Source organism: Streptomyces sp. NPDC018947, assembly GCF_044390505.1.
GTDB lineage: Bacteria > Actinomycetota > Actinomycetes > Streptomycetales > Streptomycetaceae > Streptomyces.
The window spans coordinates 128,658-149,399 of the sequence record NZ_JBIRZD010000017.1 but is presented as its reverse complement, the minus strand read 5'-3'; the positions used below and the strand labels follow the sequence as shown (position 1 = coordinate 149,399).

Here is a 20,742-nt window from a genome sequence, read left to right as displayed (position 1 = left end):
GCCTCTCCCGGGTGGCACTCTGGACACATGCCAGAACTGCCCGAGGTCGAGGCGCTCAGGGACTTCCTGACCGAGCACCTCGACGGCCGCGAGATCGTCCGTGTGCTGCCCGTGGCGATCAGCGTCCTGAAGACGTACGACCCTCCGCTCTCCGCCCTGGAGGGCCGCACGGTGTCGGCCGTGCACCGGTACGGCAAGTTCCTCGACGTGGAGACCGCCGGCGGCCCGCATCTGGTGACCCATCTGGCCCGCGCGGGCTGGCTGCACTGGAGGGACGGCCTCCCCGACGGGATGCCGCGCCCCGGCAAGGGGCCGCTCGCCCTGCGCGTGGCCCTGGACACCGGCGCGGGCTTCGACCTGACCGAGGCCGGCACGCAGAAGCGCCTCGCGGTGTACGTGGTGTCCGACCCGGCCGAGGTGCCTGGCGTGGCCCGGCTCGGCCCGGACCCGCTCGCCGACGACTTCGACGAGGCGCGCTTCGCGGCACTCCTCGACGGTGAGCGGCGACAGCTCAAGGGCGCCCTGCGCGACCAGAGCCTGATCGCGGGCGTGGGCAACGCGTACAGCGACGAGATCCTGCACGCCGCGAAGATGTCCCCGTTCAAACTGGCCGCGTCCCTCACCGGGGACGAGACCGCGCGGCTGTACGCGGCCCTGCGCACCACGCTGACCGAGGCGGTCGAACGCTCCCGGGGGCTGGCGGCCGGCCGGCTGAAGGCGGAGAAGAAGAGCGGGCTGCGCGTCCACGGGCGGACCGGTGAGCCCTGCCCGGTGTGCGGCGACACCATCCGCGAGGTCTCCTTCAGCGACTCGTCGCTCCAGTACTGCCCCACCTGCCAGACCGGTGGCAAGCCCCTGGCCGACCGCAGGATGTCCCGGCTGCTGAGGTAGCCGCCCGGCGGTGAGCGCCCGGGCGCCCCCACGGCGTGCGCGCCCGTCCGACGGGGAGCGTCACGAGGCGCTCCCCGCCCGCGGTCCGCACCTCGTGGCGGACGGTCCGGCCGGGGCGGGGTTCCGCCCGGGACGGCGACCGGAGGCGGGCTAGAAGAGGTGGATGGCGAGGTGCCCGAGCGGCAGCCCCAGTTGCCAGGCCGGGGTCCACACCTTCGGCCCCTCGTCCTCCCCGGCGCCCGGGACGCCGCCGGGGACCGCGTTCAGGTCCGGCGCGAGCAGTTCGGTCTCCCGCAGCCAGCGCCAGGCCGCGTGGGCCAGCTCCAGGTCGGGGGAGTGCCGGCCGGCGGCGGCCGTCTCGGCGGTGACCTCGTCCAGGCGCTCGCGCACCCACTCGTGCCACGGCTGGTCGTAGGCCGTCAGGGACAGCCACGTCTCCAGGTGGGTGACGACCCGGACGCCGCCCAGCTCGCCGTCGGTGTCGGACAGGAAGACGGTCAGCGCCAGCGCGTCCCGTCCCGCGCGGAACTCGAAGGACGACGGCGGCATCAGATCACCGGTCCGCAGCAGCTCGTCGGCGATGTACTCGGCGTACAACCACGCCATGGGGACGGTCAGTTCGCCTCCGCCGGTGCCGTCCGTGCTCTCTTGACCTCTGTGCAGCATCCCTTCCTGCCTTCCTCCGGTGCGTGCGCGTCGCCCGACCCGGGTCGTGGGCCCCCGTCCGGAACACGGATGAGGACAGCCGATTACCCGACGGGGCCCCACGGCAAGGCGCTTTACGGAGGCTTGACCATACGGCCGGTTTCACCGCAGGTCGGCGGAGTATCCCGGCAGGACCCGGCGCAGGGCGCGCAGCGCGTAGTACGCGCGGGACTTCACGGTACCGGGCGGGATGCCGAGGGCCGCCGCCGCTTCCGCCACACTCGCCCCCTGGAAGTACACGAGCACCAGGACTTCACGGTGCTCCGGCGTGAGTGTCTTCACAGCCTCACGCACATCGAGGGCGGCGGCCGCCCGTTCGGCGTGGTCGGCGCAGACGGGCGCGTGCTCCAGCACCGCGTCGCCGACCTCCGCCGGCCGCGCCTGCCGGGCCCGGCGCGCGTCGATGGCGAGCCGCCGGGCCACGGTGAGCAGCCAGGGCCGTACGGAGTCGAAGTCGTCGGCGCGCAGCGCCTCGGGGTGCTGCCAGGCGCGCACGAGGGTCTCCTGCACGAGATCCTCGGCGCGCTGGCGGTCTCCGTCGCTGAGCCGCAGCAGCAGCGAGAAGAGCGGCCGGCCGTGCTCGCGCTGCAGCGCGGCGAGCTCGTGCTCGGCGGTCGTCGCGTCGGGGAGGGTGATTCCGGCCGTCATGGCCGTATGGCACCGCAGGGCACCGCACGGGGACAGGGCGCGCGCACGGGTCTGCGACGGACGGTCGATCGCGTCGGTGAACGGTCGGACGAACGGTCGGCGCGCCCCTCTCGCGCACGCCGGACGGGCTAATGAGCGTGTCGGAGCCGCCCGGGACGTCCGCGAACTCCTTTCCTGTTCGTGTGTAAATGTGACTTTCTTCGTGCACGCGACCCCAGCGGAGTGAACGGATGATCACACGCAGTCGGCAGGTGGCCCTGGCCCTGACCGCCCTCCTCACCGCGGGCGCGGCCTGTCAGGCCCGCGACCACGAGCCGCCGGTACGGCCGGCCCCCGCCCCGTCCGCCGCGCGGACCGGGGAGTTCACGCTGGTCGCCTCCGGCGACGTCCTGCCGCACGACTCGATCATCGAACGGGCACGCTTCGACGCGGGCGGCGACGGCTACGACTTCCGCCCCATGCTCGCCGGTGCGAAACCGGTCGTCGCGCGCGCCGACCTCGCCCTGTGCCACATGGAGACGATCTACGGCGCGGACGGCGACTACAGCGGCTACCCGCTCTTCAGATCCCCGCCCGAGGTGGCCGGAGCCCTGGCCGCCACCGGCTACGACGGCTGCTCCACCGCCTCCAACCACACCTTCGACGACGGCGCGGACGGCATCCGCCGCACCCTGGACGCCCTCGACCGCGCCGGCGTGCGGCACGCCGGGTCCGCCCGCACGGAGGAGGAGACGCGGACCACGACGATCCTGCGCGCGGGCGCGGCCAGGGTCGCCCACCTCGCCCACACCCTCCACACCAACGGCCGCCCGGCGCCCGAGGACCAGGAATGGGCCGTCAAGCTCATCGACGAGGAGCAGATCGTCGAGGACGCGCGGGCCGCCCGCCGGGCGGGCGCCGACGTCGTCGTCCTGTCCCTGCACTGGGGCACCGAGTGGCAGGACGAGCCCGACGAGGACCAGGTGGCCCTGGCCCGGAGCCTGACCGCCGCCCGCACCGGCGACCGCCCCGACATCGACCTGATCATCGGCACCCACGCCCATGTCCCGCAGGCGTACGAGAAGGTCAACGGCACCTGGGTGGTCTACGGCATGGGCGACCAGATCGCCGGCGAGATGGTCAACGACGACGGCGACCGCGACCCGCGCGGCAACCAGTCGAGCATCGGCCGCTTCACCTTCGCCCCGCCCGCCCGGCCCGGCGAGCGCTGGCGGGTGACCAAGGCCGAGTTCGTCCCGCAGCTCTTCGACGTCGACGCCGGCCGGGTGGTGAACCTCAACCGGGCCCTGCGCCAGGGCGCCGAGGTGCGCGCCGTGCGCGACCGCATCCGCGACATGGTGCTCAGCCGGGGCGCGGGCGACGACGGTCTGGTGATGGGGGAGTAGTCCCCCCGGGGCCGGGTCAGTCGACGTCGACGTGGTCGAGGGCGTGCAGCATCCGGCCGAGCACGCGCAGGCAGGCCGTCACGTCGTCCTCGGTCAGCGCACCGCCGACCGTGCGCAGCACGGCGTGCTCGCGGCCGAGGATTCCGGCGATCACGCGCCGCCCCTCCTCGGTGAGCCGGATCAGCGACGACCGCCGGTGGGCGGGGTTCGGGACGCTCTCCACCAGGCCGCGGGCCGCCGCGTCGTTCACCATGCGCTGCACGAACTGCCGGCTGATCGTCTGCGCCCTGCCCATCTGCGGCACGGTCATCGGCCCGCCCCGGTGCAGCAGGGTCAGCACGGCGCGGACACCGACGGACACGCCGTCGGGTGCCAGGCCCTGCTCGACGCTGCGCTGGGCGCGCCGGTAGAGGGGGCCGACCAGGTCGTACACCTCGGTCAGGCGGTGGCCCAGTTCGTCCGGGGGCAGGGGAGCGGCGGTGTCGTCCATGCGCTCATCATGACACCCAGGTTGCCAAACTGTCCCCGAGAATGACACCTTGGTTGTCATGACTGTTGCTTCGGATCTCAGCTTCTTCCCCTCAGCCGACGGCGACCTCGCCTACCTCGACATCGGGACCGGCGACCCGGTGGTCCTGCTCCACTCCGGGTTCGCCGACCACCGGGTCTTCGCCGCCCAGATACCGGCCCTGGCCGCCGGTCACCGCGTCATCGCCCCCGACGTCCGGGGCCACGGCGCCTCCGCCAACGCCACCCGGCCGTTCCGCTGGGCCGACGACCTCGCCGCCCTGCTGCGCCACCTCGACACCGGCCCCGCGGTGCTCGTCGGGGTCTCGATGGGCGGCGCCATCGCCACCGACACGGTGCTGGAGTACCCGGAGCTGGTCCGCGCGGTCGTCACGTGCGGCGCGGCCACGAGCGAGTTCACGTACACCGACCCCTGGGTCAGGAGCGTGCAGGCCGAGCAGGACAGGGCCCTGGCCGCCGGTGACGTCGAGGGCTGGCTCGCGGCGTTCCTGCGCTTCGTGCCCGGCGAGCACCGCGCGGCCGAGGACGTCGACCCGGACATCCTCCGCCGGCTGCGCGAGATGACCCTCGCCACCCTCGCCAAGCACACGCCGGACGAGGAGAACCGGCACGTGCCCCTGACGGACACCTGGGAGCGCGTCCCGAAGATCGACGTCCCGGTCCTCACCGTCAACGGCGCCCTCGACGCGCCCGACCTGATCGCTGAGGCGGAGCGGCTCGCCCGTACGGTCCGGGACGGCCGCAGCACGACCGTCGAGGGCACCGCGCACTACCCGAACATGGAGCGGCCCGAGGAGTTCAACCGGATCCTGCTCGACTTCCTCGGCGGACTCTAACGGCCCGCCAGCAGCGACCTCCGGTAGGAGTACCCGAAGTAGATCACCAGGCCGACCACGAACCAGACGGCGAAGCGCACCCATGTCTGCCACTGCAGGAACGTGATCAGCCAGATCGAGAAGACGATCCCCAGCGCCGGCACGAACGGCATCCACGGCGTGCGGAAGGTGCGCGGCAGGTCCGGCTGCCGGTAGCGCAGCACGATCACCGCCGCGCACACCACCACGAACGCCAGCAGGATGCCGATGTTGGTCAGCTCGGCCGCCTCGCCGATCGGCAGGAATCCGGCGATCAGGGCCGACGCGACCCCGACGATCCAGGTGACCCGCGTCGGCACGTGCCGCGTCGGGTGCGTCTTGGCGAACCACTTGGGCAGCAGCCCGTCCCGGCTCATGCTGAACCACACGCGCGTGACGCCCAGCATGAACGTGAACATCACGGTGAGGATGCCGATGATGGCGCCCACCGCGATGACGTCGGCCAGACCGCTCAGCCCCACCGCCTTGAACGCCGTCGAGAAGCCGCTCTCGGGGTCGATGTCCTTGTAGTTCTGCATACCGGTCAGCACCAGGCAGGCCGCCACGTACAGCACCATCGAGATGATCAGCGAGTAGATGATCGCCTTCGGCATGTGGCGCTGGGCGTCCTTCGACTCCTCGGCCGCCGTCGACATGGCGTCGTAGCCGAACACCGCGAAGAACACCGTCGCCGCACCGGTGAACGCCCCGCCCACCCCGAACGGGAAGAACGGTTGGTAGTTCGCGGTGGTGATGTGGAAGACGCCCACCCCGATCACCAGCAGCACCACCAGCACCTTCAGCACGACCACGACCATCTCGAAGCGGGCCGCGTTCTTGATGCCGAGCGTCAGCAGATAGGCGATCAGCAGGCACAGCACCGCGGCGAACAGGTCGACCCGGTGGCCGTCACCGGTACCGGGCGCGCCCAGCATCCAGTTCGGCAGCTCCGCGCCCATCTCGCCGATCAGGAAGCTGAAGTAGCCGGAGATGCCGATGGCGACCACGGCCACGATCGCCGTGTACTCCAGCAGCAGGTCCCAGCCGATGAACCACCCCACCAGCTCACCCAGCACCGCGTAACCGTAGGTGTAGGCGGAGCCCGCCTTCGGGATCAGCCCGGCGAACTCGGCGTACGACAGCGCCGCCGCCGCGCTCGCCACGCCCGCGATGAGGAAGGAGATCAGCACGGCGGGACCCGCGGTGCCGTTGGCCACCGTGCCGGCCAGGGTGAAGATGCCGGCCCCGATGATGCCGCCCACGCCGATCGCCGTGAGCTGCCACAGCCCCAGCGACCGCTCCAGGCCGGCGCCCTGTCCGGCCTCCGTCTCCTCGATGTGCTCGATGGGTTTGCGGCGGAGAACGCCCTCGCCCGCACGGAACACGGCCATGCGCCTCACCTCTTTGTGAACGGCAAACGGCTGACGGTGGATCATGATGACTCACTCGTGCCCCCGACGGAAGGCACGACGCACAGCGGGGGCCGGGGTATCACGGTCCCCACACGTGACAGCACCACACGTCCGTCATCCGCGCACGACGGCACCCGTCACGGCACCACGGTCACCGGCCAGCGCCCCGCCTTCACCAGCCGCACGGCGACCGAGCCGACGATCCGGTGCCCGGCCTGCTCCGACGCCCCCACGACCACGGCGTCCGCCTTCAGCTCGTCGGCCGCCTTCACCAGGCCGTTGTAGGGGTCGCCGCGGAAGGTGTGGAACTCCCAGCGCACGTCGAATATCCCCCGGGTCCGCTCGGTCGCCGCCCGGATGTGCGCCACCAGGTCCTCGGCGATCTCGTCGGTCGTCTCCGCCACCGGCGCCCCGAGCGCCACCCCCGCCGTCAGCACCGGCTGCACGTACACCACGGCGAGCAGTGCGCGCTGGCGCCGGGCCAGACCGCCGGCGTAGGCCGCCGCGCGCAACGAGGAGTCGGACCCGTCCACGCCGACCACGATGACCTTCGGCCCGTCCGTGCCCCGCTCGAACCGGTGGGAGTGCTGTTGCGTCACGCCGCGAGGCTACCGGAACCCCTTGATCCGCCCGGTCCCGGCCGTGCCCGGCCCGTGCGCCGGGTGCCGCCCGCTCTGTAGGGGACCGGACTGCGCCGCTCGGGTGGTTCCGTACGGCCGCCCCGGTGTCGTTCAGGGGCGTCGGGCCGCGGCCGGGCGACTGATGAGTCATGAAGAAGGATCAGTTGCTCACGCGGCGCCGCGCCCTGATCGCCGGCGTCGCGGCGGCCGGGGCGGCAGGCACCGCGGGCGTCCTCGCGGTGGGCCGGGACCACGGAGCGGCCGGACCCGCCGCCCCCGCCCCGGCCGCCCCCGCCCCGGGCGCCCAGGTGAACCGCCCGCTCAAGCCCTCCGCCTACCGCCTGAGGCCCATGGCCGGTTACGACGCGCCGAGCGCCGCACCCCGCAGGCCCCCGGTGCGCAGCGAGCCGTTCCTGCGCATGACCGGGCGGGGCCGCCTCATGATGCTCACCTTCGACGACGGACCCGACCCCCGTTACACCCCCGACATCCTGGACACGCTGGCGAAGTACGACGTGCGCGCGACGTTCTTCGTGTGCGGGGAGATGGCGGACTACAACAGGGGCCTGCTGGCCCGCATGGCCGACGAGGGACACGTGGTCGGCAACCACACCTGGTCCCACCCCCTGCTGACCAAGCTCACCCGGCGCCGCATCCGCACCGAGATGGAACGCACCAGCGAGATCATCGAGAAGACCTACGGCGAGCCGCCCCGCTGGTTCCGCGCGCCCTACGGGGCGTGGAACCGCGCCGCCTTCCAGCTCGGCGCCGAGCTGGGCATGGAACCCCTCGCCTGGACCGTCGACACCCTGGACTGGACCACCCCCGGCACCGCCACCATCGTCGGCCGGGTGGAGGACGGCGCCGCTCCCGGCGTCGTGGTGCTCTCGCACGACGCCGGGGGCGACCGCTCGCAGAGCGTCCGCGCCCTGCGTTCCTATCTGCCGCAGCTCCTGGACTCCGGGTACCACCTCACCGTCCCCCGGCGGCAGTTGCTGTGACACACGCTTCGCCCGCCCGGCCGGGAACCGTTCAGCGGACCTCGACCAGGCGGGCGAACGCGACGACGTTCCCGTCGTACCCGTTCTGCTTGGAGAAACCGCCGCCGCAGGTGATGACCCGCAATTCCGGGCCGCCCTTGGAGCCGTACACCCGGTCGCCGGGAAAATTGTCCTTCTCGAACACCTCGACGCCGTAGATCTCGAACACCGCGGTCTTTCCGTCCTGCCGCGAGACCTCGACCTTGTTCCCCTTCTTCAGGGCGCCGAGACCGTAGAAGACGGCCGGGCCCTGCTGGTTGTCCACATGGCCGACCACCACCGCGGTGCCCTTCTCCCCGGGAGCGACCGCGCCGGTGAACCAGCCCGCCAGATTCGGGTCCTCCGGCGGCGGCGCGCCGACCCAGCCGTCCGCGTCCAGACCGACCGGCATGATCGGCGCGTCGACCTGGATGGCGGGGATCCGGACCCGGTCGGGCACCGCGTACGGCAGCGGGGCGGGTCCCGCGACGGCGTTCCGGTCCCCGGCGACGCGGGTGTCCGAGGCGGCCGCCGAGGCCGGCTGCGGAGGGCCCGCGTCGAATTCCCCCGAACCGTTGCGGATGAGCGCGAGCCCGGTCAGCAGAACCAGTGCTATCACGCCCCAGGGAGCGCGTTTCCCGCGCCGCTCCTCCTCTTCGGCGCGTTCCTCCGACCCGTACATTCGCCATCCCCTCTCGACACGGCCGTCGCCATGTCGTTCGCGCATACGAGAACGCTAAGCGCGGCCCATCCGAGCGGCGACGGGGCACATGCGAACGGGTGGCGCGCGCCCTTGCGGTGAGCCATCCGGGACACGCCGGGCGGAATGTCCCGACGGTCAGTGACCTGCGGTGATAACGACTCGCCCGGTTCCGGCCCGGAAACCCCCTCACCAGGACGGACCATTCCCGACATGCGGCCCGGGTCGGGGCAACTGAGGGTCTTTCTGGGAGGCGCTTTCTCGCCGATCGACCGGGGACGGGTCCCGGGGCGTCTTCCGCGGAGGATGACATGCACAACTCTCGTGCCCTGGCGGCCGCGGGCGCCGCCGTCGCTGTTCTCGCACTGGCCGCCCCCGCGGCCACCGCGGGCGGGGACCACGGCACCCCGAGCAACATCGTCGCCCTGCCCAGCGTCATCGCCCGCGGCGGACAGATGACCGTCACGGTCGACGGCTGCCCGCAGGGCGGCACGATGACCTCCGAGGCGTTCGGCAGGGCCCACCTGACGCCGGTCAGGGGAGCCAACGAGACCTCCCGGGGCACCGCCACCATCAGGGAGAACGCCCGGCCCGGGTCCTACGACATCACGGTCAACTGCTCGGGCAGGACGCTGACCCGCCCGGCCGCCTTCACCGTCATCGGCGGTGTCCGGGGTGGTCTCGGCGGCAGCAGCACCAGCGGTGCCACGCCGACCGACATCGCCATCGGCGGCGGGCTCGTGACCGCGGCCGTCGCGGGCGGTGGCCTGTTCTGGATGCGCCGCCGGGCCGAGCGCCGGATCTGACCCGCCTCCGCCGAGACCGTACGGGCTCCGCCTTCGGGGGGCGGACCCACCGGTCACCTCCTCGGCCGACGGGCCGGCACCGCCCGGCGCAGGCCCCCCGCGTCACCTTCCGCGTGCAGCGCGCGCAGGGCTCACCGTCCCCACGACCGACGCGCACAGGGCTTCGCCCCGGAACCCCGCAGCGGGTCCCGGGGCGAAGCCCTGTGCGCGTCAGCCCCGTCAGGCGGCGTCCTCGCCGGAGCGGCGGCGCGAGAAGTGGTACGCCGCGCCCACCGAGCCGGCCACCAGCGCGAGGCCGAGCCCGATCTCCTTGACGTCCAGACCGGCGAAGCTGCCGCCCTCGCCGGCGTGCACGCCCTTCGGCGGTACCGTTCCGGGGTGGTGCCCGTGGCCTGTCGCGATGGTCAGCCTGGTGGTCCCGGTCCTCCCGTCGCAGGTGAACGCCACCCGGTAGACCGCGCCCGGCCTCGCGTCCCGGCCGACCCGCGCCTGGGCCGACGCCTGCCCGCGCGGGATGGCGACCGTGTCGAACACCGGCGACGAGACCGTCACCCGGCCCCGGCAGGCGCCGTCGTGGCGGTCCACCCGCAGGGTGACCTCGCCGCCCGGCGCGACGGTGGCGGGATGGACGCTGAAACCGAACGGAGCGGTGCCGCCGGCCGCACCGGCCGGCACGCAGGCGGAGAGGGCGGCGACGCCGATCAGTGCGGTCGAGGCGACGGGTATCGCGCGCATGGTGATCCTCCGGGTCCCGAGGAGCAGCGGCGGACCTGTTCCGCTCGCGCCAGGAATGCACCTCGATGCCCGAAACGCTAGGAAGCCCCGTCCGCGGACGCGATCGCAGTCGCGCGAACGGGGCAACCGTGTGGGCCGCACAGGGGACCACGGACCCGCGGCCGGGGGACGGTGACGGCGTGTCGGCGCGCCCGCCGGCCGGTCCCGTGCGAGTGCGGCGGGAGCGGCAGCGGCCGTCAGCCCCCGACGCCCGGGAACAGGTTCAGGAACGGCTCCGTGGACGCCGATACCCCCCGGCTGTAGGGCGCGTCGAAGTCCCAGATCAGGAAGAGCAGGAAGGCGATCAGCGCGGAGAACAGCCCGGCCAGGACCAGCTCGCGCGTCGTGCGCCGGATCTGCAGGGCGAAGACCATGCCGATGGTGACGACGGCCCCCGTGATCAGCCCGAACCACACCACGCCCGGCATCGTCGCCCCGGTCGACTCCGCACGGGCGGCGCGGGCCTGGTCCGCCGCGGCCACCTGGTCGAGGAGCGGCTGGTAGGCCTGGGCCTCGAAGTCCGACCGGGGCTCGTAGTCCGTGACGTCCGCGCGGACCCGGTCCAGGAGTTCGCCGCCGCGCTCGGTGACCTCGCCCTCGTCGGTCATCGCCTTCCACTCGGTCGTCACGACGTGTCCGACATAGGCGTTGACATCCTCCCGGATGCGGTCACGGACGTCGGGCGGATAGACCCGGACGCGCTCCGAGATCTCGTGCAGCGCGACGGCCTCCGCCTGCACGTGGTCCTCGGCCGCGCTGCGCGCCTCCCAGACACCGGCGATGGCCAGACCCAGGACGATGGCGTACACGACCCCGATCCACATCGTCATGTACTCGATGACGTCCGGGGTCTCGGTGATGTCCTCGTCGTCGGACGCCGTGCGGTGCCGTACGAAGGTGATGACGATGACGACGACGCAGGCGGCCACCATCGCGAGGACGAGAACAAGCCATTCCGGCAACGGAACCCTCCAGGGATCAGCGCGCGCGCAGCGCGGCGACGGCGACCACCGCGGGCACCGTGATGAGCAGGACGAAGACGAGGGGGGAGGTGGCCCCGCGCGAAGACCGCTGCTGCACCCGGGCCGTGCGGTACCGCGGGTAGCGCACCGGGGACACCGAGGGGCGCGGTGCCGGGGTGGCCGACGGGGCGGGCGCGGGCGCGGGTGCGGCGGGCCGGACCGGTACCGCACGGGGACTCGGTGGCGGAGGTTCCGGCGCGGGGGGCGGGGCCGGTGCGGGTGCCGGGGGTTCTGGTGCGGGGCGCGCGGGTGGCTCAGGCGGCGGCTCCGGTTCGGGGGCGGGCGGTGACGGGGGCTTCGGCGAGGGCGATGGCGGGGGAGTGGGCTCGGGCGGCTCGGGCGTCGGGGTGGGGCTGGGCGGAGGAGTCGGCGTGGGCGGCGGACACGGCGGGAAGCCGTACCCGAAGTCGCTTCCGGCGACCGCCACCGCCTCGGTGCCGCCCGGGCCGGTCGAGGCCCATGCGCAGGCGTCCGCCCGCGCCGTGCCGGCCGGTGTGCCGGCGAGCGTGAGCGTCAGCGCCACCAGGGCCAACACCCGTCCCGGGCAAGGGGATCGGGTCGGTTCGGGTCCATGCACGTCGTGATCATCCGGCCTCGCGCGCGCGGCCACGCGGGAGAACCGGGCGATTGCCCCGATCGAGGGAAACGATGCGGTCGGCGGTTTGACCGGCGCGGGCCCCTCCCTGCCAGGACGGGCACGCGCGTACGAGGCCGACGGGCCCGGCGGGGAATTCCGCGGCCGGCTGAAGACCACCGGCGCGCCCGTGCGTACCCACTGCGGTGCGGTGCGCTTGCGCATCCGCCTGTGCCGTGCGGCGGCCGGCAGGGCTCCGCGACACCGGCGACGACCGGGGAAAAGACGATGAAGACCCTCCTGGACGGAGCGCCTCATTCGCGGCGGGCGCGGCGGCGGTACTGGCGCTGACGGCGAACTCGGCGAGCTGGTGACCGACGGCGCACCCTCCACCGCTTGACGGCGACAGCCCCCGGCCGCCGAGGCCGGCCCGCGAGGGCGACTGCGCCGGGACCTGGCCCCGGTGGCCGCCGACGACGCCGTCGCCGAGGAGGGCGTCGACGAGTCGCCGCTCGGCGAGGTCACCCGCGCCGACGGCACCCGGCGGCTCACCGTCGGCGGCCGGCCTGCCGGGACTCTCCACCCGCGAGGCCCCCGAACTCGGCGAGATCGTCATCGACCGGAACGGCATGACGGTCTACCGCTTCCAGGAGGACGAGGCGTGGCCCGAGCCGGTGCCGGCGTGCACCGGGGCCTGCCTCGAGAAGTGGCCGGTCGTCGCTCCCGTGGCGGCCGACGACACCCGGGGCGTCGTCCGCAAGGGCCTGATGAGCTTCACCCGGCCCGACGGAACGGGACAACGGACGGTCGGCTGCCGGCGGGTCTGCACCTTCGCGGGCGACAAGACGGCCGGGGGCAGCAACGGCCAGGGTGCCGACGGGACCTGGTACACCGTCGCCCCGGACGGGAAACCGGTCGGCACGCCGAAGAGGTAGCGGCTCTCCCAACTCCCCGCGAGAGCCGTCTCCTTCCGTCTCCGGGCGGAACGGGCGGCCCCGTTTCGCGCGTTTTGGCGTGCCTTGGCACCCGGCACGTGCCGCGGGCAGTGACCGGGAACGGTTGGTCGAAGTCCCTTCGGGCTCGCCCCTTCGGCGGGCGATCAGTAGCCTCAGCTCGAACACCGGATCGCCCGAGCCTTGGAGAGAAGATGGAGCGCCCTGCATGGGCCCCACGGAGCATCGACATCTCGGTGCCGAGTGTGGCCCGCATCTACGACTTCTATCTGGGCGGCTCGCACAACTTCGAGGCCGACCGCGAAGCGGCCCGCAGGGCGATGGAGTTCATGCCGGGACTCCCCAAGATCATGCAGGCGAACCGGGCGTTCATGCGCCGTGCCGTGCGCTTCGCGGCCGAGGAGGGCATCGACCAGTTCCTGGACATCGGCTCGGGCATCCCCACCTTCGGCAACGTCCACGAGGTGGCGCGCGCCGCGCGGCCCGGCTCGCGCGTGGTGTACGTCGACCACGATCCGGTGGCGGTCGCGCACGGCCAGGCGGTGCTGGAGGGCGACGAGGACGCGGACGTCGTCGCCGCGGACCTGCTCAAGCCGCGGGAGATCCTCGACAGCCCCCAGGTGGAGCGGCTGATCGACCTGAACAGGCCGGTCGCCCTTCTCCTCGTCGCCGTACTGCACTTCGTGGAGGACGCGGACGACCCGCACGCGGCGCTGGCCGAGCTGAGGGACGCGCTCGCGCCCGGCAGCCTGCTCGTCCTCACCCACGCCTCCTACGAGGGCGTCCCGCTGCCCGCCGAGCGGGCCCGGGGGGCGGTCGACGTGTACCGGGACATCCGCAATCCGCTGATCATGCGTTCGCGCGAGGAGATCGCGCGGTTCTTCGAGGGGTACGACATGGTGGAGCCCGGACTGGTCCCGATGCCGCGCTGGCGGCCCGAGACGGCGCCGGAGGACGAGGACCCGTACGCCTTCTCGGGCTTCGCGGGCGTGGGGCGTACGGCGTGATCGCGGAGCCGGACGGGCACGAGGACAGACTCCGCCGGTTCGCCACCATATGGAGCCGCGCGGTGTTCCCCGTGACGTCGACGTCCTCCACACGGGCCGAGTTCGAGGAAGAACTGGTGCCGCTGGCCCGCAGGATGAGCGAGCTGCTGCGGGCCCGCAGCCTCGACGCGGCGGCGGCCAAGGCGGTCGGTGCCGCGCTGGTCGACGTCCACTGCACCGACCCCGACGCCCTCGCCCGCACCCTGGACTGCGTCGACGCCTACCTGGTGCTGTACTGCGGCGAGGACGGCGACCCCGAGGACCTGAGGGCGCGCTCGGCACGGCTCCAGCACGCCATGGCCGCCGGGTTCGCCGGGGCGCTGCGCCGCCGGACGCTGGCCGAGCAGGAGGCCGTCGCGCAGGCCGCGCTGAGGGCGCAGGGCGTGGTGGCCGAGGCCCTGCACGCCAGCGAGGCCCGCTTCCGCGCGGTCTTCGAGGGCGCGGCGATAGGCATCGGCATCGCCGACCTGGACGGCAACGTGCTGCAGGTCAACGGCGCGCTGACACGCATGTTCGGACTGACCGACCAGATGCTGCGCGGCCGCAACTGCAGGGAGTGGACCCACCCCGACGACGCTCCGCAGACCTGGCGGCTCTACGAGGAGCTGGTGCGCGGCGAGCGGGAGGCCTACCACTGCGAGAAGGCCTTCTACCGGCCCGACGGCACCGTCCTGTGGACCAATCTGACCGTGTCCCTGCTGCGCGACGCCGACGGCAGCCCGCAGTACCAGCTCGCGCTGATGGAGGACACCACCGAGCGCCGGCTGCTCAATCTGCGGCTGCGCTACGAGGCCACCCACGACGCGCTCACCGGCCTGCCCAACCGCAGCTTCTTCTTCGAACGCCTGGAGAAGGCCCTCGGCGCGGGCCCCGGGCAGCGCTTCGGCCTGTGCTACCTGGACCTCGACGGCTTCAAGACCGTCAACGACAGCCTCGGCCACGCGGCGGGCGACCGGCTGCTCGTGGAGGTCGCCGACCGGCTCCAGGCCTGTGCCACCGCGCCCGGCGAGATGGTCGCCCGGCTCGGCGGCGACGAGTTCGTGGCGCTGACCACCGGACCGGACACCCGGCACGAGGTGGACGAGCTCGCCGGACGCATCATGAACGCGCTGCTCGCGCCCATCGGCGTCGACGGCCGTGAACTCACCGTGCGCGGCAGCATCGGCATCGTCGAGGGCCCGGCCGGCGAGCGCAGCCCGGCGGAAGTGCTGCGCAGCGCCGACATCACGATGTACCGGGCCAAGTCGGCGGGCGGCAACCGCTTCGAGTTCGCCGACCCGGAGGCGGACGCCCGCGTCATCACCCGGCACGGCCTGACCACCGCGCTGCCGGCGGCCCTGGAGCGGCGCGAGTTCTTCATCGAGTACCAGCCGCTGGTGCACCTCGGCGACAGCAGCGTGCGCGGCGCCGAGGCGCTGGTGCGCTGGCTGCACCCGCAGCACGGGGTGCTCGGCCCGGACCGGTTCATCCCGCTCGCCGAGCACACGGGGCTGATCGTCCCGCTGGGCCGCTGGGTGCTGGAGGAGTCCGTGCGGCAGGCCCGCGAGTGGCGGGAGCGGCAGGGCGGGACGGCCGCCGCGGGTCCGCTGCGCATCAACGTCAATCTCTCGCCCTGCCAGCTCACCCACCCCGGACTCGTCCAGGACACCATCGAGATCCTGGAGCGCACCGGCGTCGCGCCGGACGCCCTGTGCCTGGAGGTGACGGAGTCCGCGCTGATCGGCGCGGACGACGACCTGCTGAAGCCGCTGCGCAGGCTGGCCGAGATGGGCGTCGACATCGCCCTGGACGACTTCGGCACCGGCTACTCCAACCTCGCCAACCTGCGCCGGCTGCCGGTGAGCGTCCTCAAGCTGGACCGTTCCTTCACCCAGAGCATGCAGCGCTTCCCGGCGGACCCGGTCGACCTCAAGATCGTCGAGGGGATCGTCGCCCTGGCCCACAGCCTGGACCTCACGGTCACCGTCGAGGGCGTGGAGACCGCCGCCCAGGCCGAGCAGTTGCGCGTCCTCGGCTGTGACACGGCGCAGGGCTGGTACTACGCCCGTCCGGGCCCGCCGGAGCGCCTGCACGAACTGGCGCTGGTCGACTCCACGGCCTAGTCCCCGCGCCCCCCTGCCGACGGCCCGGGGAACACCGCCGGCAGGGGCGCCGCGGCTCCGGGGCGCGGGCGCGTGACCGGACGGCGGACCCGCGGTCCGGGACGGCGCCGGACCGCCCCGGCGCCCCACGGGTACCGTCACCTCTCCAGCAGCATCCGCTGCAACTCCCGCGCCGCCCGCGGTGGAGCCACGTCGCTGCGGTGGGCCAGCGCGATCGTGCGGTACAGCCCCGGCCGCTCCAGCGGCGTGACCCTGAGGCCCTGCCCGGACCGCGCGGCCACCATGCGGGGCACGACCGCCACCCCCAGCCCCGCCCGGGCGAACCCCAGCACCGCGTCCATCTCGCCGCCCTCCACGGCGAACTCCGGCTCGAACCCGGCGGAGCGGCACGCGGCCACGGTCAGCTCGCGCAGGTCGTAGCCGTGCCGGAACATCACCAGCCGCTCGCCCTCCAGATCGGCGACGCGCACGGCCCGCCGCCCGCCGCCCGGCCGGGGCGCCTCGGGCGACGACACCACGACCAGGTCCTCGCGCAGCAGTTCCACCGTGGTCAGCGCCGGGGACGCGGTCGGCAGCGGGAGCACCACGAGCGCCAGGTCGAGCGCGCCGCGCGCCAGCTCCCGCACCAGGTCGTGGGAACCGCCCTCCTCGATCAGCAGCCGGATGCCGGGGTAGCGGTCGTGGAAGGCGCGCAGCACGTCGGGGAGCAGGCCCGTGCACAGACTCGGGGTGGCGCCCAGCCGGACCCGTCCGCCGCGCAACTGCACCAGCTCCTGCACCTCGTGCCGGGCGGTGTCCGCGTCGGCCAGGATGCGCCGGGCCAGCGGCAGCAGCGCCTCGCCGGCGTCCGTGAGCGTGATGTTGCCGCGCGCCCGCAGGAACAGGTCGGCACCCAGTTCCCGCTCCAGTGCCTTGATCTGTTGCGACAGCGAGGGCTGCGCCACGTGCACCGACTCGGCGGCGCGGGTGAAGTGGCGGGTCTCGGCGACCGCCACGAAGTACTGGAGCTGCTGGAACTGCATACCGTCGAGCATACGGCGCCGATAGGAAACCTCTATGGAAACGAGGTGGGCCATGTCTTGGACCGATCGGCCCTTGTGCCCGTAGCGTCTTGTGCCATGGCTCTGGCAACGCGGACGGACCGACGGCCGTCCATGGCGCGCACCGTGTGGGACTCGACCGTCGGCAAGAAGACAGTGATGGCGATCAGCGGCCTCGTCATGCTCCTCTACCTGGTCGCCCACATGATCGGGAACCTGAAGATCTTCTTCGGGACGAGCGAGTTCAACCACTACGCCCACTGGCTGCGCACGGTCGGCGAGCCGTTCATGCACTACGAGTGGACGCTGTGGCTGATCCGCGTCGTGCTGGTCGTCGCCGTCGTCGCCCACGCCACGTCCGCGTACCAGCTCAGCCGCCGCGACATCAAGGCGCGGCCCGACAAGTACGTCCACAGGAAGCCGCGGACGAGCTACGCGACCCGCACGATGCGCTGGGGCGGGATCATCCTCGGCCTGTTCATCGTCTGGCACATCCTGGACCTGACCACCGGCACCGTCCACACGGGCGGCTTCGAGTCGGGCAAGCCCTACCAGAACGTCGTGGACACCTTCTCCACCTGGTACGGCAACGTCGTCTACATCGTCGCGGTGCTCGCCCTCGGCCTGCACATCCGGCACGGCTTCTGGTCCGCCGCCCAGACCCTCGGCGCCGGCAGCCGCACCCGCGACCGCGCCCTGAAGACCGTCGCGAACGTCCTCGCGCTGCTGCTCACGATCGGCTTCGTCGCCGTACCCGTGGGCGTCATGACCGGAGTGGTGAGCTGACCATGACTTCCTACGCCGACTACACGACCGGTGAGCCGGTCGCCGACACCAAGGCCCCCGCCGGACCGATCGCCGAGCGCTGGGACAGGCGCCGCTTCGAGGCGAAGCTCGTCAACCCCGCCAACCGGCGCAAGCAGACCGTCATCGTCGTCGGCACCGGCCTCGCGGGCGGTTCGGCGGGCGCCACGCTCGCCGAGCAGGGCTACCGCGTCGTCCAGTTCTGCTACCAGGACTCACCGCGCCGCGCCCACTCCATCGCCGCGCAGGGCGGCATCAACGCCGCGAAGAACTACCGCAACGACGGCGACTCCGTCCACCGCCTGTTCTACGACACCGTCAAGGGCGGCGACTTCCGCTCCCGCGAGTCCAACGTGCACCGGCTCGCCCAGATCTCCGTCGAGATCATCGACCAGTGCGTGGCCCAGGGCGTGCCCTTCGCCCGCGAGTACGGCGGTCTGCTCGACACCCGCTCCTTCGGCGGCGTCCAGGTCTCCCGTACGTTCTACGCCCGCGGCCAGACGGGCCAGCAGCTGCTGCTCGGCGCCTACCAGGCGCTCAGCCGGCAGATCGCGGCCGGCAACGTCGAGATGCATCCGCGCACCGAGATGCTGGACCTGATCGTCGTGGACGGACGGGCGCGCGGCATCGTCGCCCGGGACCTGATCACCGGCAGGATCGACACGTACTTCGCGGACGCCGTGGTCCTGGCCAGCGGCGGCTACGGCAACGTCTTCTACCTGTCGACGAACGCCATGAACTCCAACGCCACCGCCGTGTGGCGGGCGCACCGGCGCGGCGCGTACTTCGCCAACCCCTGCTTCACGCAGATCCACCCGACCTGCATCCCGCGCACCGGCGACCACCAGTCCAAGCTGACGCTGATGAGCGAGTCGCTGCGCAACGACGGGCGGATCTGGGTGCCCAGGGCCAAGGGCGACGACCGGCCGCCGAACAGGATCCCCGAGGACGAGCGCGACTACTACCTGGAGCGCATCTACCCGTCCTTCGGCAACCTGGTGCCCCGCGACATCGCCTCGCGCGCCGCGAAGAACGTCTGCGACGAGGGCCGCGGTGTCGGCCCCGGCGGACAGGGCGTGTACCTGGACTTCGCCGACGCCATCCGGCGCATGGGCCGCAAGGCGGTCGAGGCCAAGTACGGCAATCTCTTCGACATGTACCAGCGGATCACCGACGAGGATCCGTACCAGGTGCCCATGCGGATCTACCCGGCCGTGCACTACACGATGGGTGGCCTGTGGGTCGACTACGACCTCCAGACCACCGTCCCCGGCCTGTTCGCCATCGGCGAGGCCAACTTCTCCGACCACGGCGCCAACCGGCTCGGCGCCTCCGCGCTGATGCAGGGCCTGGCTGACGGCTACTTCGTCCTCCCGGCCACCATCAACGACTACCTCGCCCGCAACCCGCACAAGGAAGAGGTCGACGCCGGCCACCCGGTGGTGCAGGAGGTGCTGGCCGAGACCGAGGACCGGCTGAACCTGCTCCTGTCCGTGGACGGCGACCGCACCCCCGACTCCTTCCACCGCGAACTCGGCGAACTGATGTGGGAGTTCTGCGGCATGGCCCGCACGGACACCGGCCTGCGCAAGGCGCTGGAGCGCATCCCGCGGATCCGCGAGGAGTTCTGGCGCCGCATCAAGGTCCCGGGCACCGGCGAGGAGCTCAACCAGTCGCTGGAGAAGGCCAACCGCATCGTCGACTACCTGGAGCTCGCCGAGCTGATGTGCCTCGACGCGCTGCACCGCACGGAGTCCTGCGGCGGCCACTTCCGCGAGGAGTCCCAGACCCCGGACGGGGAGGCCGCCCGCAAGGACGACGAGTTCTCCTACGCCGCCGCCTGGGAGTTCACCGGCACGGGCGAGGCCCCGGCCCTGCACAAGGAAGACCTGGTCTTCGAGTACGTCCACCCCACCCAGCGGAGCTACGCATGAAGCTCACCCTGCGCGTCTGGCGCCAGAAGAACGCCGACGCCGAAGGCGCCATGTCCACGTACGAGGTGGACGGGATCTCGCAGGACATGTCGTTCCTGGAGATGCTCGACACCCTCAACGAGGAACTCATCCTCAAGGGCGAGGACCCGGTCGCCTTCGACCACGACTGCCGCGAGGGCATCTGCGGCGCCTGCTCGCTGGTCATCAACGGCGACGCCCACGGCCCCGAGCGCACCACGACCTGTCAGCTCCACATGCGGTCCTTCCAGGACGGCGACACCATCGACGTAGAGCCGTGGCGGGCCGCCGCCTTCCCGGTCGTGAAGGACCTGGTCGTCGACCGTTCGGCCTTCGACCGCATCATCCAGGCCGGCGGTTACATCACCGCCCCCACCGGCGCCGCGCCGGAGGCGCACGCCACACCGGTGCCGAAGCCGGACGCCGACTTCGCCTTCGAGCACGCCGAGTGCATCGGCTGCGGCGCCTGCGTCGCCGCGTGCCCGAACGGCGCGGCGATGCTGTTCACCTCCGCCAAGATCAACCACCTCAACGTCCTGCCGCAGGGCGCGCCCGAGCGGGAGACGCGGGTGCTGGACATGGTGGCGCAGATGGACGAGGAGGGCTTCGGCGGCTGCACGCTCGCCGGCGAGTGCGCGACGGCCTGCCCGAAGGGCATCCCCCTGTTCTCCATCACCAGCATGAACAAGGAGTGGCTGCGGGCGACGCGGAAGGTGTCGAAGCGGTAGAACTCCGCCGGGTCCCCGTGGGCCCGGCTCAACAGGGAACGTTCGCCGGAGGGTGCGGACGGGCGGGGCCGGGGACGGTGCTCATCCCGGCCCCGTCTCGCTTTGCGTCCCGGGCGCCCGCCGGGTGAGGGCCGGCCCGCACGGTCACCCGGGGAAAGCACCATCGAAAAGTATGTTGC

The 20,742-nt window shown here is 72.6% G+C and carries 20 protein-coding genes and 1 pseudogene; 11 read left to right on the top strand and 10 right to left on the bottom strand.

From position 1 onward, the window contains the following. Window positions 1–27 precede the first annotated feature (27 nt). Window positions 28–891: an Fpg/Nei family DNA glycosylase gene (locus ACH499_RS28725; RefSeq protein WP_399019351.1), complete on the top strand. Its 864-nt coding sequence runs from the start codon at window positions 28–30 to the stop codon at window positions 889–891. A 150-nt stretch (window positions 892–1,041) separates the two neighbouring features. Here ACH499_RS28725 and ACH499_RS28720 read toward each other — a convergent pair whose 3' ends face one another. Both ACH499_RS28720 and ACH499_RS28715 read right to left on the bottom strand, forming a co-directional pair. Then, the gene (locus ACH499_RS28720) at window positions 1,042–1,557 is read right to left on the bottom strand and encodes a hypothetical protein (protein ID WP_399019349.1); all 516 of its coding nucleotides are present in this window, start codon (window positions 1,555–1,557) and stop codon (window positions 1,042–1,044) included. 141 nt (window positions 1,558–1,698) lie between these two features. Next, window positions 1,699–2,244, bottom strand: coding sequence for a sigma-70 family RNA polymerase sigma factor (locus tag ACH499_RS28715; RefSeq protein ID WP_356203950.1), 546 nt, complete (start codon window positions 2,242–2,244; stop codon window positions 1,699–1,701). A 230-nt stretch (window positions 2,245–2,474) separates the two neighbouring features. Between ACH499_RS28715 and ACH499_RS28710 the strand changes: the two genes are divergently transcribed. Beyond that, the gene (locus ACH499_RS28710) at window positions 2,475–3,629 is read left to right on the top strand and encodes a CapA family protein (protein ID WP_399019347.1); all 1,155 of its coding nucleotides are present in this window, start codon (window positions 2,475–2,477) and stop codon (window positions 3,627–3,629) included. 16 nt (window positions 3,630–3,645) lie between these two features. On the opposite strand, the gene ACH499_RS28705 is transcribed toward ACH499_RS28710, so the two are convergent. Continuing rightward, entirely contained in the window at window positions 3,646–4,119 is a 474-nt protein-coding gene (locus ACH499_RS28705; RefSeq protein ID WP_399019345.1) for a MarR family winged helix-turn-helix transcriptional regulator, read from the bottom strand. A 58-nt stretch (window positions 4,120–4,177) separates the two neighbouring features. Here ACH499_RS28705 and ACH499_RS28700 point away from each other — a divergent pair, with 58 nt between their 5' ends. Next, on the top strand, window positions 4,178–4,993 hold the full coding sequence (locus ACH499_RS28700) for an alpha/beta fold hydrolase (RefSeq protein WP_399019342.1): 816 nt from the start codon (window positions 4,178–4,180) through the stop codon (window positions 4,991–4,993). Here ACH499_RS28700 and ACH499_RS28695 read toward each other — a convergent pair. Then, a complete protein-coding gene (locus tag ACH499_RS28695; RefSeq protein WP_356203943.1) occupies window positions 4,990–6,402 on the bottom strand; it encodes an amino acid permease in 1,413 nt (470 codons plus the stop codon). The genes ACH499_RS28700 and ACH499_RS28695 overlap by 4 nt on opposite strands. Before the next feature lie 158 nt (window positions 6,403–6,560). Next, the gene (locus tag ACH499_RS28690) at window positions 6,561–7,022 is read right to left on the bottom strand and encodes a universal stress protein (RefSeq protein WP_356203942.1); all 462 of its coding nucleotides are present in this window, start codon (window positions 7,020–7,022) and stop codon (window positions 6,561–6,563) included. A gap of 170 nt (window positions 7,023–7,192) precedes the next feature. On the opposite strand from ACH499_RS28690, the gene ACH499_RS28685 reads away from it, so the two are divergent. Then, a complete protein-coding gene (locus tag ACH499_RS28685; RefSeq protein ID WP_356203940.1) occupies window positions 7,193–8,044 on the top strand; it encodes a polysaccharide deacetylase family protein in 852 nt (283 codons plus the stop codon). 31 nt (window positions 8,045–8,075) lie between these two features. Here ACH499_RS28685 and ACH499_RS28680 read toward each other — a convergent pair whose 3' ends face one another. Next, window positions 8,076–8,744 carry a class F sortase gene (locus ACH499_RS28680; protein ID WP_356204095.1) on the bottom strand — a complete coding sequence of 223 codons (669 nt, stop codon included), beginning with the start codon at window positions 8,742–8,744 and terminating at the stop codon, window positions 8,076–8,078. A 329-nt stretch (window positions 8,745–9,073) separates the two neighbouring features. Between ACH499_RS28680 and ACH499_RS28675 the strand changes: the two genes are divergently transcribed. Next, window positions 9,074–9,568, top strand: coding sequence for a hypothetical protein (locus ACH499_RS28675; protein ID WP_356203938.1), 495 nt, complete (start codon window positions 9,074–9,076; stop codon window positions 9,566–9,568). Window positions 9,569–9,787: 219 nt separating this feature from the next. Here ACH499_RS28675 and ACH499_RS28670 read toward each other — a convergent pair whose 3' ends face one another. The 3 genes from ACH499_RS28670 to ACH499_RS28660 form a co-directional block, all read right to left on the bottom strand. Beyond that, the gene (locus ACH499_RS28670) at window positions 9,788–10,303 is read right to left on the bottom strand and encodes a hypothetical protein (RefSeq protein WP_399019339.1); all 516 of its coding nucleotides are present in this window, start codon (window positions 10,301–10,303) and stop codon (window positions 9,788–9,790) included. 236 nt (window positions 10,304–10,539) lie between these two features. Beyond that, window positions 10,540–11,304, bottom strand: coding sequence for a hypothetical protein (locus ACH499_RS28665; RefSeq protein ID WP_399019337.1), 765 nt, complete (start codon window positions 11,302–11,304; stop codon window positions 10,540–10,542). A gap of 16 nt (window positions 11,305–11,320) precedes the next feature. After that, window positions 11,321–11,452, bottom strand: coding sequence for a hypothetical protein (locus ACH499_RS28660; protein ID WP_356205844.1), 132 nt, complete (start codon window positions 11,450–11,452; stop codon window positions 11,321–11,323). 835 nt (window positions 11,453–12,287) lie between these two features. Here ACH499_RS28660 and ACH499_RS28655 point away from each other — a divergent pair. The 3 genes and pseudogenes from ACH499_RS28655 to ACH499_RS28645 form a co-directional block, all read left to right on the top strand. Then, window positions 12,288–12,873, top strand: a pseudogene (locus ACH499_RS28655) (hypothetical protein); the annotation flags it as partial. Between the two features lie 212 nt (window positions 12,874–13,085). Next, window positions 13,086–13,898: an SAM-dependent methyltransferase gene (locus tag ACH499_RS28650; RefSeq protein WP_399019334.1), complete on the top strand. Its 813-nt coding sequence runs from the start codon at window positions 13,086–13,088 to the stop codon at window positions 13,896–13,898. Continuing rightward, window positions 13,895–16,039, top strand: coding sequence for a putative bifunctional diguanylate cyclase/phosphodiesterase (locus ACH499_RS28645; protein ID WP_399019332.1), 2,145 nt, complete (start codon window positions 13,895–13,897; stop codon window positions 16,037–16,039). Before ACH499_RS28650 ends, ACH499_RS28645 begins: the two co-directional genes overlap by 4 nt. 137 nt (window positions 16,040–16,176) lie before the next feature. On the opposite strand, the gene ACH499_RS28640 is transcribed toward ACH499_RS28645, so the two are convergent. After that, window positions 16,177–17,061 carry a LysR substrate-binding domain-containing protein gene (locus ACH499_RS28640; protein ID WP_356205841.1) on the bottom strand — a complete coding sequence of 295 codons (885 nt, stop codon included), beginning with the start codon at window positions 17,059–17,061 and terminating at the stop codon, window positions 16,177–16,179. Window positions 17,062–17,193: 132 nt separating this feature from the next. Here ACH499_RS28640 and ACH499_RS28635 point away from each other — a divergent pair, with 132 nt between their 5' ends. Genes ACH499_RS28635 through ACH499_RS28625 form a run of 3 tightly spaced genes read left to right on the top strand, consistent with a single transcriptional unit; the run spans window position 17,194 to window position 20,563 of the window. Then, window positions 17,194–17,865: a succinate dehydrogenase gene (locus ACH499_RS28635; protein ID WP_356205852.1), complete on the top strand. Its 672-nt coding sequence runs from the start codon at window positions 17,194–17,196 to the stop codon at window positions 17,863–17,865. Between the two features lie 2 nt (window positions 17,866–17,867). Further along, entirely contained in the window at window positions 17,868–19,817 is a 1,950-nt protein-coding gene (locus tag ACH499_RS28630; protein WP_356205840.1) for a fumarate reductase/succinate dehydrogenase flavoprotein subunit, read from the top strand. Further along, the gene (locus ACH499_RS28625) at window positions 19,814–20,563 is read left to right on the top strand and encodes a succinate dehydrogenase/fumarate reductase iron-sulfur subunit (RefSeq protein ID WP_356205839.1); all 750 of its coding nucleotides are present in this window, start codon (window positions 19,814–19,816) and stop codon (window positions 20,561–20,563) included. Before ACH499_RS28630 ends, ACH499_RS28625 begins: the two co-directional genes overlap by 4 nt. The last annotated feature ends 179 nt before the right edge of the window (window positions 20,564–20,742 follow it).